General features: G+C 73.1%; 14 protein-coding genes. 5 read left to right on the forward strand and 9 right to left on the reverse strand.

Features of this window, described 5'->3' with window-relative positions; genetic code table 11:
• Positions 1–234: 234 nt before the first annotated feature.
• The gene (gene fmt, locus NRO40_RS04150; protein WP_058941074.1) at positions 235–1170 is read right to left on the reverse strand and encodes a methionyl-tRNA formyltransferase; all 936 of its coding nucleotides are present in this window, start codon (positions 1168–1170) and stop codon (positions 235–237) included.
• A gap of 341 nt (positions 1171–1511) precedes the next feature.
• Between fmt and NRO40_RS04155 the strand changes: the two genes are divergently transcribed.
• Complete coding sequence (locus NRO40_RS04155) at positions 1512–2060, forward strand: hypothetical protein (protein ID WP_058941075.1); 549 nt, start codon at positions 1512–1514, stop codon at positions 2058–2060.
• 90 nt (positions 2061–2150) lie between these two features.
• Here the strand turns inward: NRO40_RS04155 and NRO40_RS04160 are convergent, their stop codons facing one another.
• Positions 2151–4304 (reverse strand): primosomal protein N', encoded by a 2154-nt coding sequence (locus tag NRO40_RS04160; protein ID WP_058941076.1) that lies wholly within the window; start codon positions 4302–4304, stop codon positions 2151–2153.
• A gap of 267 nt (positions 4305–4571) precedes the next feature.
• Between NRO40_RS04160 and NRO40_RS04165 the strand changes: the two genes are divergently transcribed.
• The 4 genes from NRO40_RS04165 (at position 4572) to NRO40_RS04180 (ending at position 9760) form a co-directional block, all read left to right on the forward strand.
• The gene (locus tag NRO40_RS04165; RefSeq protein ID WP_058941126.1) at positions 4572–5819 is read left to right on the forward strand and encodes a helix-turn-helix domain-containing protein; all 1248 of its coding nucleotides are present in this window, start codon (positions 4572–4574) and stop codon (positions 5817–5819) included.
• A gap of 64 nt (positions 5820–5883) precedes the next feature.
• Positions 5884–6642 (forward strand): toll/interleukin-1 receptor domain-containing protein, encoded by a 759-nt coding sequence (locus NRO40_RS04170; RefSeq protein ID WP_058941077.1) that lies wholly within the window; start codon positions 5884–5886, stop codon positions 6640–6642.
• Positions 6639–8663 carry a hypothetical protein gene (locus NRO40_RS04175; RefSeq protein WP_257375330.1) on the forward strand — a complete coding sequence of 675 codons (2025 nt, stop codon included), beginning with the start codon at positions 6639–6641 and terminating at the stop codon, positions 8661–8663. The genes NRO40_RS04170 and NRO40_RS04175 overlap by 4 nt, the downstream gene beginning before the upstream one ends.
• Positions 8660–9760 (forward strand): hypothetical protein, encoded by a 1101-nt coding sequence (locus NRO40_RS04180; protein ID WP_058941080.1) that lies wholly within the window; start codon positions 8660–8662, stop codon positions 9758–9760. Before NRO40_RS04175 ends, NRO40_RS04180 begins: the two co-directional genes overlap by 4 nt.
• A gap of 98 nt (positions 9761–9858) precedes the next feature.
• Here NRO40_RS04180 and metK read toward each other — a convergent pair whose 3' ends face one another.
• From metK to NRO40_RS04215, 7 genes are all read right to left on the reverse strand, one after another.
• Positions 9859–11067: a methionine adenosyltransferase gene (gene metK, locus NRO40_RS04185; protein WP_058941081.1), complete on the reverse strand. Its 1209-nt coding sequence runs from the start codon at positions 11065–11067 to the stop codon at positions 9859–9861.
• Positions 11068–11312: 245 nt separating this feature from the next.
• Complete coding sequence (gene coaBC / locus NRO40_RS04190; protein ID WP_107115028.1) at positions 11313–12521, reverse strand: bifunctional phosphopantothenoylcysteine decarboxylase/phosphopantothenate--cysteine ligase CoaBC; 1209 nt, start codon at positions 12519–12521, stop codon at positions 11313–11315.
• 93 nt (positions 12522–12614) lie between these two features.
• Positions 12615–12887 (reverse strand): DNA-directed RNA polymerase subunit omega, encoded by a 273-nt coding sequence (gene rpoZ, locus NRO40_RS04195; RefSeq protein WP_003982715.1) that lies wholly within the window; start codon positions 12885–12887, stop codon positions 12615–12617.
• Between the two features lie 29 nt (positions 12888–12916).
• Positions 12917–13510: a guanylate kinase gene (gene gmk, locus NRO40_RS04200; protein ID WP_058941083.1), complete on the reverse strand. Its 594-nt coding sequence runs from the start codon at positions 13508–13510 to the stop codon at positions 12917–12919.
• 50 nt (positions 13511–13560) lie between these two features.
• The gene (locus NRO40_RS04205) at positions 13561–13884 is read right to left on the reverse strand and encodes an integration host factor (protein ID WP_016638838.1); all 324 of its coding nucleotides are present in this window, start codon (positions 13882–13884) and stop codon (positions 13561–13563) included.
• 658 nt (positions 13885–14542) lie between these two features.
• Complete coding sequence (pyrF, locus tag NRO40_RS04210) at positions 14543–15388, reverse strand: orotidine-5'-phosphate decarboxylase (protein WP_079046876.1); 846 nt, start codon at positions 15386–15388, stop codon at positions 14543–14545.
• Positions 15385–16488 (reverse strand): quinone-dependent dihydroorotate dehydrogenase, encoded by a 1104-nt coding sequence (locus NRO40_RS04215; protein WP_058941084.1) that lies wholly within the window; start codon positions 16486–16488, stop codon positions 15385–15387. The genes pyrF and NRO40_RS04215 overlap by 4 nt, the downstream gene beginning before the upstream one ends.
• Positions 16489–16526 lie beyond the last annotated feature (38 nt).

Genomic DNA, 16526 nt, shown 5'->3' on the forward strand with positions numbered 1-16526 from the left:
AGTGCGCCCACCCGTGCGCCCCGGCCCCCGGGACACCCGTGACCGAGGCGGGCCCGCCACCCCGGCACGGCCCGGATCGGCCCGCACGGGGCCGGCACCGCCCGGATCGGCACCGCCCCGGACCGGCGGGGGCCGGACGGCGGCCCGGTCCGGAGCGGGGCGCCGCGGACCGGGGACGGCCGGGTCCGGGGCGGGTTCCCGGCCCCCGCGCGGGTCCGGGGCGGGGCCGGTGCGTCAGACGGCGCCGAGGCGCTCGCCCGCGCCGATGCGCACGCCGCGCGCCCAGTCCGCGGCGCGCATGGGCTTCTTGCCCTGGGCCTGGACCCACAGCAGCTCGACGGCGTGCGAGCCGGTGCCGACGTGCACGTCGTTCTTGCCGACGGCCAGCTCGCCGGGGGCCAGGTCCGTACGGCCCGGCGCGGGCACGGCCTGGACCAGCTTGAGGCGCTCGCCGCGGAAGAGGGTCCACGCCCCGGGGGCGGGGGTGCAGCCGCGGACGACGCGGTCGACGCGGAGCGCCGGGGCGGTCCAGTCGATCCGGGCGTCCTCGACGGTGATCTTCGGCGCGAGCGTGACGCCCTCGGCGGGCTGCGGGACGGCCGTGAGGGTGCCGTCCTCGATGCCGTCCATGGTCGCGGCGAGCAGCCCGGAGCCCGCGAACGCCAGCCGGGTGAGCAGGTCGCCGCTGGTGTCGGTGGGGCGGACCGCCTCGGTGACCACGCCGTACACCGGCCCGGAGTCGAGACCCTCCTCGATCAGGAAGGTGGACGCGCCGGTCATCTCGTCCCCCGCCATCAGCGCGTGCTGGACGGGGGCGGCGCCGCGCCACGCGGGCAGCAGGGAGAAGTGCAGGTTGACCCAGCCGTGCGCCGGGATGTCGAGCGCCACCTTGGGCAGGAGCGCCCCGTAGGCGACGACCGGGCAGCAGTCCGGGGCGATCTCGCGGAGCCGGGCGAGGAAGTCCTCGTCGCGGGGCCTGGCCGGCTTGAGGACCTCGATCCCCGCCTCGGCGGCCCGCTCCGCCACCGGGCTCGCGACCAGCCTGCGACCCCGGCCCGCGGGCGCGTCGGGCCGGGTGACGACGGCGGCCACCTCGTGCCGGTCGGAGGCGATGAGGGCGTCCAGGGCGGGTACGGCGACCTCGGGGGTGCCTGCGAAGACGAGCTTCACTCCGTAATACCTCGCTTGTTCGTCGGAGCGCGGCGGGAGAAGCCCTGCCGGATCCGCGGGGGCGGTGGGCAACGCACCAGTCTAGGACCGCCGGCGCGCGCACCGGGCACCGATGGCACGGCGTGATCGACGGGAGTCCCGGGCGTCCGGGGTTCCGAGGAGCCGGGGGGGGCGGGGCGGCCGGGGGGCGTACGCATATCCGTGCGCCCTGTGCATATGCGGATACGCCCCCGCTGCGTGACCCCGGCCACGGGTGGCGCGTTGTCAAAGCAGATTGACCGTATCGGGCCGCTCCCGACCGCGGCCCGCCCCCTTTCAACGCCGGTTCGAGAGGCTTGTCAATGGCCGACCACGCAACCCACGACGCCCAAGCCCGGGCGAGCCTGCACCTGCTGGTGCGGGACATCGAGCGGGTCCGCCGGCAGGTGGACGCTCTGCGCACGCTCACCGCCCAGCTGGGCAACGTCTACCGCCCGCGTCGCTCCGGCCCTTCGACGGGCTTCGTCGTCTACGGCAGGGCCCCGGCCCCCACGGTCCGGCTCGCGCAGGAGCTGCGCGACAGCGTGGAGACGCTGGTGACCGCTGCCGTGGACTTCGACCGCTCGCTGGGCTTCTCGTGGGACGCGGTGGGCTCGGCGCTGGGCGTGACCAAGCAGGCGGTACACCGCCGGTACGGCGCCCGCCGGGCGTCGGCGCAGCAGCCGGCCGCGGCCGGCGCGGACCACACGGGTGAGACCGGCACGACGCGCACCCTCCCGGTCACCGCGCCCGTGGCGTCCGTCCCCGCGGCACGCTCGATGCCGCCGCAGCCGACGGCCCAGTCACTGCGGGACCCGTCGCACCGCGAGGAGATCCGCCCGGGCGCCTTCCCCGGCCCGCGCAACGGTTGACCCTCCCCTCTCCGGCCGCCCGGCCCGCCGCCCCTCCCCGCGGCGGGCCGGGCGGCCGTCGCCCGTCCACGGCCGGCCGGCCCGCAGCCGTCAGCCGATGTCGGGCGGGTCGATCCGGACGCGCACGGGCGTGGTGCCGCCCTTCGCCAGCCGGGCCGCCTGCGCGGCCTTCAACGCCGCCGCCAGGGCCGCCCCGCTGCCCGGCGGCACCCGCAGCAGCGCCCGCTCCCACACCTCACCGGGCGGTGGGTCGCCCGGACGCCGCGGACCGCCCGGGACGACCTGCCGCACCGGGACCGGCCCGAGGACCTCGGCGTCGGCGGGGAGCCGCACGGCCGTCAGGAAGTCGGCGACCGCCTCGGCGGGCCCGGCCACCGCGGCCATCCGGGAGACCGGCGGGAAGCCCAGCTCGGCCCGCTCGGCCAACTCCCGCTGGGCGTGCCCCACGGGGTCCCACCGCACCAGCGCCTGCACCGGCCGCAGCGTCGGTTCGGCGACGACCACGACCGTCCCCCCCTCGGCCTGACCGCGCACCAGCGACGCCGCGTCGATCCAGCGGCGCAGCGCCTCCTCTCCGGCCCGCAGGTCGGGCCGGGACAGCAGCGCCCAGCCGTCCAGCAGCAGCGCGGCCGCGTACCCGCCCTCGGCGACCGGTTCGGCGCCCGGCGTACTGACCACGAGCGCCGGCCGGGCCGGTACGGCGTCGAGGACGTGGTCCCGCCCGGAGGTGCGCACCGGCACGGCCGGGAAGGCGCGCCCCAGTTCCTCGGCGGTGCGCCGGGCGCCCACCACCTGGGCGCGCAACCGGGTGGACCCGCACTCGGCGCAGTGCCAGTCCGGCTCCCCGCGCCCGCACCAGCCGCAGCGCAACTCCCGCTGCTCGGGCGCCTCCAGGGGGCCGGAGCAGTGCCGGCACCGCGCCGGAGCGCGGCACCGCTCGCACGCCAGCCGCGGTACGTACCCCCGCCGGGGCACCTGCACCAGCACCGGCCCGCTCTTGAGCCCGTCCCGAACGGCCTGCCAGGCCAGGGACGGCAGGCGGGCGGCGCGCGCGGCCCCGTCCCGCGCCAGCTCCCCGTCCCCCACCGTCCGTACGAGCGGCGCCGCGGCCCGCACCTGGTCACGCGGGGCGACCAGGGGCTTCGCCCAGCCGCTCTCGACGAGCTGGGCCGCCTCGACCGTGCAGCCCGTACCGCCCAGGAGGAACCCGCACCGGTCGTGCGCGGCGCGCAGCAGCAGCACCTCGCGGGCGTGTGGCAGCGGCGCGTGCGGCTCGCTGTGGCTGGAGTCCCCGTCGTCCCAGATAGCGACGAGCCCGAGGTCCCGCACCGGGGCGAACATCGCGGCGCGCGTCCCCACGACGGCGCGCACGGCCCCGCGCCGGACGGCGAGCCACTGCGCGTACCTCTTCTCCGGCCCGGCCTCGGCGGTCAGCACCGCGTGCCGCCCCTCGCCCAGGACGGCGGTCAGCGCCGCGTCCACGCGCCCGGCCGCGCGCCCGTCGGGCACCACGACGAGCGCCCCGCGCCCCGAGGCGAGCGCGGCGCCGACCGCCCGGGCCAGCTCCTCCGCCCAGTGCGGCCCGGGAAGCGCGTTCCACACGGCCCGCGGCGCGGCGCCCCGCGCGAGGGCCGCCAGGAACGCCTCCCCGCGCGCGTACCGCGACCACGTCCCCGGCTCCGGCGCGACGGGCGGCGGCAGCGGCTCCGGGGAGGGGCGGCCCTCGGCGCGGGCGCTGCGCGGCGGGACGGCCAGCTGGAGGACGTCGGCGAGGCTCCCGGCGTACCGGTCGGCGACGGCCCGGGCCAGGGCGAGCAGCTCGGCGCTGAGGACGGGCTCGGGCGAGACCACGTCGGCGAGGGCCGCCAGGGGCCCGGAGTAGTCCGAGTCGGCGCGCCGCTCCACCAGGAACCCGTCGATGAGGCGCCCGCCCTCGCGCCGCCCGCCCCGCACCTGGTGCGCCCCGGCCCCGAACCGCACCCGCACCCGCACACCGGGCTGGGCGACGGCGTCGAGCTCCGCGGGCACGGCGTAGTCGAAGAACTGGTCGAGGTGGAGCACGCCCTTGTTCACCACGACCCGCGCGACCGGCAGCTCCGCGGCGAGCGCGGCCCCCCGCCACGTCCGCGGCCTGGCCCGCGGCGCCTTCGCCGCCCGGACGCTCTCCCGTATCAGCGCGAGCTGCTCGGGCGGCTCGTCCCCCGGCCCCCGGCCACCCTCCACCTTCCCGTCCTCGCTGCTCACAGCCCCATGACTATCAGATCCCGCTGACAGAACGGCCCGGTAAGCAGTCATGGCCGAAACGGCCATCTCGACATCACCGTGGGTATCGGGTTCCCTCCGGTGCGGAAGCAGCGCCCGGGTGGCGGTCGAAGAGGAAACGGGAAACCGCGGCGTTCGCCTTGCCGGAGGTTCTCCGAGAGCCCGAACCTGGCGGGGCGACGAGGGACGACCGGGCATCTGGTGGTCGGTGCACGAGGGGGACGGAGACAGGTGTTTCAGCGGGCACACATGTTCGGCACGGAATTGCGCAGGCGCCGCATCGAAGCCGGACTCACGATGGGCGAGCTGGCGTCCCGGGTGCACTACAGCAAGGGTCAGCTGAGCAAGGTGGAGACGGGTGCCAAGCCGCCCTCGCCGCAACTGGCCCGGTTGTGCGACGCGGAGCTGGCGGCCCGCGGAGCTCTGGAGGCGCTGTTACCACCGCCCGTCCGCACTCAGAGCGGCCCGATCCCGGCCGGACCGTCCGGTGACCACGGCCCCACCTTGGGGAGGCGGCAGCTCCTGGGAGCCGGGGCCGCCGGCGTCCTGGCGCTTGGAACTCAAGCACCGGCGGCCCACGGTGATACGGGCGGTGAGACCCTGCTGGAAGTGTCCCGTGGGCTCTTCGACGAGTTCCGGCGCCTCGGGCAGTCGGCGCCGCCGACCGCGGTCCTCCCCGCCCTGGTCGAACAGATCCGGCTTCTGCGGTCGCTGGCCGAACGCACCGGCCGGCACACCGCCCGGGGGCTCGTGGGACTCGCCGCCCGCTACGCCGAATTCGCCGGGTGGATGGCGCAGGAGGGTGGGGACGACGTTGCCGCCCTGCGCTGGACGGAACAAGCCGTGGCGCTCGCGGCGGCCGCGGGAGACGAACACCTCGCTTCGTACGCCCACGTCCGTCGCGCCCTGATCACCTACTACCGAGGCAACGCCCACGAGACGGTCGCACTCTCCCGGAGCGCCCAGTCCGGAGGGCTTCCTCCGCGCATTCGTGGTCTCGCCTCCCAGCGGCGTGCGCAGGGACACGCGCTCGCCGGGGAGTACGACGCGTGCATGCGCAACCTGGACGAAGCCCGGGAGTTGCTCGGCATCGCCTCACAGATCGACGGTGCCCCCGTCATCGGTACGGCGCACGTGGCGGATCCCGCTGCGATGACCATGGGCTGGTGTCTCGTGGACCTGGGCCGCCCTGCGCAGGCGGTGGAGGTCCTCGACCGTGAGTGCCTGCGGATCCCCGCTCAAGCCCTGCGCACGCAGGCTCGGTACGGCCTCAGGCGCAGTCTCGCCCACGCGCTGGCCGGGGATCTTGACGAGGCCTGTGGCATCGCTGACCGATTGCTGCTGACGGCCGACATCGTCGGCTCGGCCACGATCGCGGTCGACCTGAGGCGCCTCGGCCGCACCCTGTCCCGGTACTCGCACCACCCGGCCTACCAGAGCATCGCGCACCGGCTCACTGACGCGATCGCCGCAGCGCCGAGGCCCGCGGTCGGCTGACCCTTCCCGCCTCCGCCGCATTCCGCACCTCAGTGACGTTTCCCGCCCAGGAGAGGAATCCGCCATGCCCGACGTCTTCGTCAACTACCGCACCGGCGACGGTGAGGACATCGCTCTGGTCGTCGACCGGGAGTTGTCGCACCGCTTCGGGAGCGACCGGATCTTCCGTGCGAGCAAATCGCTGCGGGCGGGGGACGCCTTCGACGAGGCGCTGCTCAGGAACGTTCGGCGCAGCGGCGTGGTCGTCGCCGTCATCGGCCCCGGATGGGCCGGTTCCCCCCGGCTCCACGACGTGGACGACTGGGTGCGCAGGGAGCTCGAGGAAGCCTTCCGCAGTGCCGTCCCGGTCGTACCGCTCCTGGTGGGGAGGCACACCGAACGGCTGCGGGCGGACATGTTGCCTCCCCCCTTGGAACCGTTGGCCCGGTGCCACTCGATCCGCTTCGACACCCAGGACGCCGACTCGGGGCTGCGCAGGATCGGCGACATCGCGGCCGAACTCGTCCCGGAACTGGCACAGGCGGAACAGCGGCGCGCCGCTTCCACGTCCCCTGCCGTCCCCGCCCCCGATGGGCGTTCGGTGCAGAACTCGATGACGGGGACAACCGGTGGCACGAGCATCCAGGCGGGTGACATCGGCGGCGATGTGGGCGGCACGGTCGTCAAGCACGTGCGCGGACCCGTGCACATGGGCTCGGGCGACCAGCACAACCACGCGCCCCGCCTCACGGGCAACGGCGCCCAGTACGTCGCCGGCGACAACAATGGCGGTGTACACCACACCTGGAATGCCCCACAGGGGGATGGGAACCAGCAGCAGTGAACGACTCGCCCCCACTGGGCGGCAACGGGCCGGCCGCTCAGGTACACACCGGCCATGGCACCCAGAACAACTACACGTTCTTCTCGAACGGGGACGCAGACCCCCGGCGACTGGCCGACAGTTCCCAGGGCAAGGCGCCCAGGGCCGTGGCCGAGGACGAACTGAAGTGGCTGCGCCACCGGTTCATCCACCCCGTGGGATACACCACGGCCTACGACGTGCTGGAGGAGCGCCACACGGTGCTGGTGGACGGCTCCCCCGGCAGTGGAAGGCGGGCGACGGCGCGCGTACTGCTCTGCAGTCTGCCTCGTAAGGAAGGGCGGTTCCTCGAACTGCTCCCGTACAGGGAGGCGGAGGAGGAATGGCTGGATCCGCAGCAGGTGGGTGAGGCGGACCAGCTCCTCCTCGACCTGTCGGGTAGGGACGAACAGGACTGGCCTCACGTCGAAGCAAGGCTGTCCGGCTTCCGCAAGGTGGTGAGGGACAGGAGGGCGCATCTGGCGGTGGTGCTCCCCCACCGGGTCGGCCGTCTCCTGAGCCCGGAGTACGGGGCACTGCGTGTGGAGATCAGCCGGCCACCGCGGCACCGCCTGGAGCACGACCTCATCAAGCGGCGCCTGCGGCTGGCCGGCCTGGACGCAACGGTCGCCGATCCCCTGCCTGCGCGGTTGCGACAGCACCTCGACCAGCGCCCGCCGCTCCGCGAGGTCGCCGACCTGGCGCACCTCCTGTGCGAGGCCGGCCGCTCGGCAGGCCCTGGCGAGAGCTTCCTCCACTGGTGCGAGGCAGCGATCGCCGCGGTCACCGACTGCGGCCCCGACGTCGTCGATCTCCTGAAGAGACTCCGTCGGGCTCCGCATCGTGCACTCCTACTGTCGGCGGCCATGCTGCATGGCGCCCGAGCGGACACGGTGCATCTGGCCGCGACACGATTGCTGGCGGACGTCTCCCACCCTGAGAACACCACCTCGCTCCTCGAACGACAGGGCCTGGGTGGACGGCTGGAACGGATCCGGGCCGGGCAGGGACCCGACAGGCTGGTGCGGTTCGACAAGCTGCGTTTCGACGAAGCCGTGCGCGACCACTTCTGGGACAACCACCCCGATCTGCACGGCCCGCTCCGGGACTGGGTGGGGAGCGCCTTGTGGTTACCGGGTCTGACCGACGCCGACGCAGAACGTCTGGTGATCCGCTTCGCTGAACAGTGCTGCCGCACGCGACGCCCCGAGGACCTCTTCCACCTGGTGGAACGCTGGGCCTCCCGGACCGACCGCGGAGCGGCGGTCCGGGCCGCGGCCCATCTCCTGAAGTACGGGGTGCACGACCACAGGATCGGCCGGGACTGCCGCAACAGGATCTACAAGTGGGCCACTGACCGGAACATCTCCAAGGGACTGAGGCGGGTACTGATCAGTGTCTGCTTCGCCGTCCTGCCGGTTCGCCACCCCTACGCAGCGATGGTTCGGCTTCACCATCTCGCCACGCACGAGGGGCCCGGTACGGAAGCGCGTGAAGCACTCGTGGAACTGGCCCTCGGGGACCATCGCCTGCACCGGTGGATGTTGGGCAGGCTCGCGCGCCCGGGAACACAGCGCAACAGAGGGACCGACCTCGCGCTCTTCCTCCCCCTCACGGATCCTGCGCGCCTGCTTGCGGTCGGCGGCCGGGCCGTGCCCCTGGTCGCCGAGGCGGAGGTGGTCCGGTCCTTGGTGGACGGTTGGCGGGGCGTTCTGAGGGACGTGGCGTGGGAGGCGTGGCGCCGCCCCGTGTACGCGTGGCTCGGCGCATGTGTGAGCGCGGAAACCCGCTACGCACACCTGCTGCTCGACGTCCTGGTCGAGGCCTGCCAGGAGAGCAGCGAGGCGCAGGTGCGCCTGTACGCGACGGCGCGGTCCTGGGCCACCGGATGCTCCCCGGGGGACGCGTCGCGCGGAGCGGTGGCCGAAGTGGTCATGCAGAAGATCAGTGAAAGCCAGCGCAGCAACCGTGCGGCGGGCAACGAGGAGGCACCGGCACCGTGACCACCGGCCAGAAGACCATCACCGTATTCGTCACCCTCATTTCGGCACTGCTCGTCGCCATCATCGGTCTGTCCCAGGATTGGGCCCTGTGGGTCTGGCCTGTGGCCGGCGGTCTCCTCCTGGTGCTTCCGTTCCTGCTCGTGGGCGCCGGTCGTCACCGCACGGATCTGTTCCCACCGGGGTCGTTGCCTGATCCCGACCTCCCCATTCCACCGGTGGAACGCCGGGAGGTACGCGTCACCGGGGTGGCGTTGCCCAGCAAGGCGGAAGACTACGACTTCCTGTTCTCTGCCACCGTCCGCTGGTGCCCCTCGGAGCCGTCAGCGGAGTCACCCGCGGTCCACGCGAGCGGGCTCGCCGTGGAGGCCATCCTCGATAGGGCGCGGGCGATCACCACTGATCGCAAGCCTTCGCGGTGCGCGCTCGTGCGCCATGAGCTGGGCGGCCTGCTGGCCACCATGGAACCGGACGCTTCCGGACTGGTGCGCTCGATGGCCCTGGATGTCTCCCTGACCCTCTCCGACGAAGACCAGGAACGCCTCGACAAACTGGCCGCCGTCCGGAAGGACGAAGCAGTGTGGGCGCACGAACGCAGGTACGAGCAGAGTCGCCGCACCTATCTCGGTGAGGACGTACTCCGGGACACCGGGAGCGCCGTCGTCTGGTGGCTGAACAAGAACGACGACTCGGTGGCCAAGACCGTCGAGGACATCGGCCTGCTGGCCCAGCTGACGTCCGCTTCGAAGAACCAGCACGTGGCGGAGCCGTTCCGGCACCTCGTGCCCGAGGCTCCCGGCGACCGGGAACCCGGAGCCGCGTTCGGGGTGCCGGAGTCCTTTTCCTCCGGGGACGCCGGGGAGCGGGATGCCCCCGACCTCTTCGCCCGATTCCTCCACGCCGCCGGGCTGCAACCCGAGGACGATGTGTACGTCTTCCTGACGGAGCAGACGGCCACGACGCTCAAGGACTTCGACATCGACCTCTCCTCGGCGCTGCGGGAACGCTTCGATCCCCTGGCCTCCTCCGTGCCACCGGAGTCCGACACCGACGACGGCGCAGGTCCGGAGAGTCCGGATGCGGAGTGGCAGCGGACTTGAGTGACTCCCGGAGAACCTCTGGGCCGATCGAGGCGTCCCGTGATGTCGACGGCTCCGGACCGATCCGGTCCGGAGCCGTCGATGGTTCGCTTGCGCTTTTACAGCCCCGCGGCCTGGCGGAGGGCGTCGACGCGGTCCGTGCGCTCCCAGGTGAAGTCGGGGAGCTCGCGGCCGAAGTGGCCGTACGCGGCGGTCTGGGAGTAGATCGGGCGGAGCAGGTCGAGGTCGCGGATGATCGCGGCCGGGCGGAGGTCGAAGACCTCGGCGATGGCGTTCTCGATGCGCTCCACGTCGACCTTGGCGGTGCCGAAGGTCTCGACGAAGAGGCCGACGGGCTCGGCCTTGCCGATCGCGTAGGCGACCTGGACCTCGCAGCGGGCGGCCAGGCCGGCCGCGACGACGTTCTTGGCGACCCAGCGCATGGCGTACGCGGCCGAGCGGTCGACCTTGGACGGGTCCTTGCCGGAGAAGGCGCCGCCGCCGTGCCGGGCCATGCCGCCGTACGTGTCGATGATGATCTTGCGTCCGGTGAGGCCGGCGTCGCCCATGGGGCCGCCGATCTCGAAGCGGCCGGTCGGGTTCACCAGGAGGCGGTAGCCCTCGGTCTCCAGCTTGATGCCGTCGTCCAGGAGCTGCTTCAGCACGTGCTCGACGACGAACTCGCGGATGTCGGGCGCGAGCAGCGACTCCAGGTCGATGTCCGAGGCGTGCTGCGAGGAGACGACGACCGTGTCGAGACGGACGGCCTTGTCGCCGTCGTACTCGATGGTGACCTGGGTCTTGCCGTCGGGGCGCAGGTAGGGGATGGTGCCGTTCTTGCGGACCTCGGTCAGCCGCTTGGACAGCCGGTGCGCGATGTGGATCGGCAGCGGCATCAGCTCGGGCGTCTCGTCCGAGGCGTAGCCGAACATCAGTCCCTGGTCGCCGGCGCCCTGCTTGTCGAGCTCGTCCTCATCGCCCTCGACGCGCTTCTCGTACGCCGTGTCCACACCCTGCGCGATGTCCGGGGACTGGGCGCCGATCGAGACCGAGACGCCGCAGGACGCGCCGTCGAAGCCCTTCTTCGAGGAGTCGTAGCCGATCTCCAGGATCTTGTTGCGCACCAGCGTGGGGATGTCGGCGTACGCCTTGGTCGTCACCTCGCCGGCCACGTGCACGAGGCCGGTGGTGATCAGCGTCTCCACGGCGACGCGGGAGGTGGGGTCCTCCCGCAGCAGTGCGTCGAGGATGGTGTCGCTGATCTGGTCAGCGATCTTGTCGGGGTGACCTTCGGTCACGGACTCCGAGGTGAACAGACGACGGGACACAACGCTCCCTGGGTTTGCAGCGGCTGCTGGCTGATCGTTGGCGGACCGGCAGGGGGCTGCGCCCCGCGTCGTTCCGGGAACAGTTTATCGGGCACTCTCGGGCATTGGACCAGGTGTCTCGCACAACGGGAGCCTGATTGGCCACATCGGCCGCACCGGCACCGGCAAGATCACCCGTCCGAACGCGGGAGTTCGCCCTGCTCGCGGGCGCCGGGGGCTGTGAGGGGAATCACGGTCGGGCGCCCTCAGGCGAGGCGGGGAACGACCAGGTCCCACACGGTGTCCGCGAGGGCCTCCTTCGGGCCGTGCGGCACCGGGGTCTCGCTGCCGTCGGCGCCGAGGACGACGGCCTCGTTCTCCTCCGAGCCGAAGGTCCTGCGCTCCCCCACCTCGTTGACGACGAGCAGGTCGCAGCCCTTGCGGCGGAGCTTGTCACGGCCGTTGGCGAGCACGTCGTCGGTCTCGGCGGCGAAGCCGACGACGACCTGGCCGGGGCGGGCGCGGTCGGCGGAGAGCTCCGCGAGGACGTCGGGGTTGCGGACGAGGGCGACGGGTTCGGGCTCCTTCCCCTCCCGCTTCTTGATCTTCCCCTCGGCGTACGCGGCGGGGCGGAAGTCGGCCACGGCGGCGGCCATGACGACGGCGTCCGCGTCGGCGGCGGCCTTCAGTACAGCCTCGCGCAGCTGCACGGCCGTGCCGACCGGGACGACGTCCACGCCGGCCGGGTCGGGCAGGCCGGTGTTGGCGGCGACGAGGGTGACGCGGGCACCCCGGGCGGCGGCGGTGCGGGCGAGGGCGTAGCCCTGCTTGCCGGAGGAGCGGTTGCCGAGGAACCGGACGGGGTCCAGCGGCTCGCGCGTGCCGCCGGCGCTGACGACGACGTGCCGGCCGGCGAGGTCGGGCGCGGTGACGCCGCGGGCGAGGACGCGGCGGCACACCTCGAAGATCTCTCCGGGGTCGGGGAGACGCCCCTTGCCCGTGTCGACACCAGTGAGGCGGCCGACGGCGGGCTCGATGACGACGGCGCCGCGGCGCCGCAGCGTGGCGACGTTCTCCTGGGTGGCCGGGTGCTCCCACATCTCGGTGTGCATGGCCGGGGCGAACACGACCGGGCAGCGGGCGGTGAGGAGCGTGTTGGTGAGGAGGTCCCCGGCGAGGCCGTGGGCCGCCTTGGCCAGCGTGTCGGCGGTGGCGGGGGCGACGACGACGAGGTCGGCGGTCTGCCCGATGCGTACGTGTGGGACCTCGTGGACGTCGTCCCAGACCTCGGCCGACACCGGGTTGCCGGAGAGCGCGGACCAGGTCGCCGCGCCGACGAAGTGCAGGGCGGACGCCGTCGGGACGACCCGGACGTCGTGGCCCGACTCGGTCAGCCGGCGCAGCAGCTCGCACGCCTTGTAGGCGGCGATGCCGCCGCTGACGCCGAGGACGACCTGGGGCTTGGACTCGGACACTGCGCCTCCCGCTCTGAGGTTCTGACGACTGCCGGGACACACCTCAGGCCCGGCGGTCGTGCCGCCGGGCCTGGTGATGTCATGTAGGAGCGCTTACTGCGCCGGGCCCTCTACGGCCTCGGAGGTCAGCAGGCCCGCGTTGATCTCCCGCAGGGCGATCGAGAGGGGCTTCTCGTGGACGTGCGTGTCCACCAGGGGCCCGACGTACTCCAGCAGGCCCTCACCGAGCTGCGAGTAGTACGCGTTGATCTGCCGCGCGCGCTTGGCCGCGTAGATCACGAGGCTGTACTTCGAGTCAGTGGCCTCGAGCAGCTCGTCGATCGGCGGGTTGATGATGCCCTCGGGCGCGGTGATGGAAGAGGACACGCTCTACCTTCCGAAAAAGTGGACAAGAATCAGACAACGTCCATCAAGGCTAGCAGCTCACGCGCCACGTCCTCGACGGAGGTGTTGACGAGGGTGACGTCGAACTCGGACTCCGCGGCCAGTTCGATCTTGGCCGCTCCGAGGCGCCGCTCGATGACCTCCGGCGACTCCGTGCCCCGGCCGGTCAGTCGCCTGACCAGCTCGTCCCAGCTCGGCGGGGCGAGGAAGACCAGCTGGGCCTCGGGCATGGACTCGCGGACCAGCCGCGCGCCCTGGAGGTCGATCTCCAGCAGGACCGGCTCGCCGGACTCCAGACGCTCCTGGACCGCGCGGCGCGGCGTGCCGTAGCGGTTGCCCGCGAACTCGGCCCACTCCAGCAGCTCGCCGTTGGCGACCAGCTTGTCGAACTCGTCGTCCGAGACGAAGTGGTACTGGACGCCGTCCTGCTCACCGGGGCGCGGCTGGCGGGTCGTGGCCGACACCGAGAGCCAGACCTGCGGGTGGACCTTGCGCATATGGGCGACGACCGTGCTCTTGCCGACCCCGGAGGGGCCGGAGAGCACGGTCAGCCGCGGACGTACGTCCGGGGGCTCGGGGGTCGTCCCCCGGGATGTTGCAGCCATGGGGCGATTATTCCAGCTTCCGGGAGCGCCCAGGACGCCGGTACCGGCCGTCAGGCGCCGGAGCCGCCGAACTCGCGCTCCAGGGAGGCGATCTGGTTGGAACCGAGCCCGCGCACGCGGCGGCTCTCGGAGATGCCGAGCCGCTCCATGATCTGCTTGGCGCGGACCTTGCCCACGCCCGGCAGGGACTCCAGCAGGGCGGAGACCTTCATCTTGCCGATGACATCGTTCTCCTGGCCCTGCTTGATGACCTCGTGGAGCGAGGCACCGGAGTGCTTGAGTCGATTCTTGACCTCGGCCCGCTCCCGGCGAGCCGCGGCGGCCTTTTCGAGCGCGGCTGCGCGCTGTTCAGGGGTAAGGGGCGGAAGAGCCACGCCTACGTCACCTCGGATGTCGAACTGTCGGATACGGACCGGTGAGGAACCTAGTCGGCCCACACCAAGGGAGCAACGAGCAACGCAGTGACCGCTGCGAACGCTGACTCTCGTCGGAGACTAGCGGCCATGAGGGTCTGAGTCAGCGAGAACAGCGGAAAAGTCCTGGTCAGCATCGAGCTTGCCCGACAAACGGGACATAACGCACAGGTTTGGGGTATGAATCCGTCAACACTCGTCACCGCCCGTCCCGGGGGCGTCACACGGGGGCAGCGCCCCAGGTGCGCGGCGGTACGACGGGCCGCAGTGAGGTGCGTCACAGTGCGGTCCGGGACCGCCGGGGACCGACGGGAACCGGCCGGTGGCAGCCGAGGGATCGGCCGGTACTGGCCGGTGACGCCGCCGCGTGGTGAGCACCGACGGACCGGGCCGGCGGTGGTGGCCGGACCGGCCGGTGGTGGCCGACATACCGGGCGGCTGGTGACCGACGGACCCGGCCGGTGGGGCCGACGGACCCGGCCGGTGGTGTTCGACGGAGCCGGCCGGGGTGGTCGACGGATCGGCCGGCACCGGCGGCCGACGCGCCGGCCGGGGCGCGTCGGCCCGCGGGCCGGTCGCCCCGGGCCCGTGGTGCGGGGGCCCGGTAGGGGCGGGCGGGTCAGGAGGCGACGGCCGCCCGGACCTCGTCGGCGTACCGCCGCGCCGCGTCGCGCAGGGCGGCGGCGTCCGGGCCGTGGCGCAGGACGCCGCGGCTGACGTTCGGGACGACGTTGCGCACCGCGGCGCCGAAGACGGCCGGCAGGTCCGCGGGGGTGGCGCCCTGGGCACCGATACCCGGGGCCAGGAGCGGGCCGTTGACGTCCAGGTCGAAGGAGGACAGGTCGCCGAGGGTGGCACCGACGACCGCGCCGAAGGACCCCAGGGGCGTCTGTCCGGCGTTCTCCTCGGCCAGGTGCGCCAGCATGGTCGCGGCGACGGTCCGCCCGTCGCCGCGGACCGCCCGCTGCACCTCGGCGCCCTCGGGGTTGGAGGTCAGGGCGAGGACGAACAGCCCGGCGCCGTTCTCGCGCGCCAGCCGCACGGCCGGCTCCAGCGAGCCGTACCCGAGGAACGGGGAGACCGTGAGCGCGTCCGAGAAGAGCGGCGCGTCCGGGCGCAGGTACGTCTCGGCGTAGGCGGCCATGGTGGAGCCGATGTCCCCGCGCTTGGCGTCCATGACCACGAGCGCCCCGGCGCCGCGCAGGTCGGCGACCGCGCGCTCCAGCACCGCGACGCCGCGCGAGCCGAACCGCTCGAAGAAGGCGCTCTGGGGCTTGAAGACGGCGACGGTGCCGGCGAGGGCGTCGACGACGGTGCGGGTGAAGGTCTCCAGCCCGTCCACGTCGTCCTTCAGACCCCAGGCGGAGAGCAGGGACGCGTGCGGGTCGATGCCGACGCAGAGCGGACCGCGAGTGTCCATGGCCTCCCGCAGCCGGGCGCCGAAGGGGACGGGGGTCGCTGTCACTGGACCGCCTTTCGGGTGTCCGCGCCGACCGCGTCGGCGAGGGTCGCGTACGGGGAGGCCTGGAGCCGGGCCGCCAGGCCCTTGTGGAGGGCGCGGGCGTAGAAGGGGCCCTCGTAGACGAAGGCGCTGTAGCCCTGGACGAGCGTGGCGCCGGCGAGGATGCGCTGCCAGGCGTCCTCGGCGTTCTCGATGCCGCCGACGCCGACGAGCGTGATGCGGTCGCCGACACGCGCGTAGAGGCGGCGCAGGACCTCCAGGGAGCGTTGCTTGAGCGGGGCGCCGGACAGGCCGCCGGTCTCGCCGGTGAGGTGCGCCGGGGAGCTCAGGCGCTCGCGGGAGATGGTGGTGTTGGTGGCGATGATGCCGTCCAGGCCCAGTTCGACGGCGAGGTCGGCGACGGCGTCGACGTCCTCGTCGGCCAGGTCGGGGGCGATCTTGACGAGGAGGGGGACGCGCCGGTCGGTGACGGTGCGGTCCGCGGCCTCGCGGACGGCCGTCAGCAGGGGGCGCAGGGACTCCGTGGCCTGGAGGTTGCGCAGGCCCGGGGTGTTCGGTGAGGAGACGTTGACGACCAGGTAGTCGGCGTGGCGGGCGAGGCGCTCGGCCGACTTCACGTAGTCGGCGGCGGCCTCCGCCTCGGGGACGACCTTCGTCTTGCCGATGTTGACGCCGACGACGGTCCGGAAGACCGGCTCGCGGGCGTCCAGGCGCTCGGCGACGGCGGCCGAGCCGTCGTTGTTGAAGCCCATGCGGTTGATCAGGGCGCGGTCCGGTACGAGGCGGAAGAGGCGCTTCCCGGGGTTGCCGGGCTGAGGCTCGCCGGTGACCGTGCCGATCTCGACGTGGTCGAAGCCGAGCATCGCCATGCCGTCGATGGCGACGGCGTTCTTGTCGAAGCCGGCGGCGAGGCCGAACGGGCCGTGCATCCGCAGGCCGAACGCCTCCGTGCGCAGCTCCTCGTACCGCGGCGCGAGCACGGCGGCGAGGAAGGTGCGCAGGACGGGGACGCGGGCGGCGAGGCGGATCCAGCGGAAGGCGAGGTGGTGGGCCCGCTCGGGGTCCATCCGCGTGAAGAACAGCCGGAAGAAGAGCTTGTACATGGTGGTGGTGTCCTCATGAGGAGGGGGACACCGTTTCC

The sequence above is a fragment of the Streptomyces changanensis genome, assembly GCF_024600715.1.
GTDB lineage: Bacteria > Actinomycetota > Actinomycetes > Streptomycetales > Streptomycetaceae > Streptomyces > Streptomyces changanensis.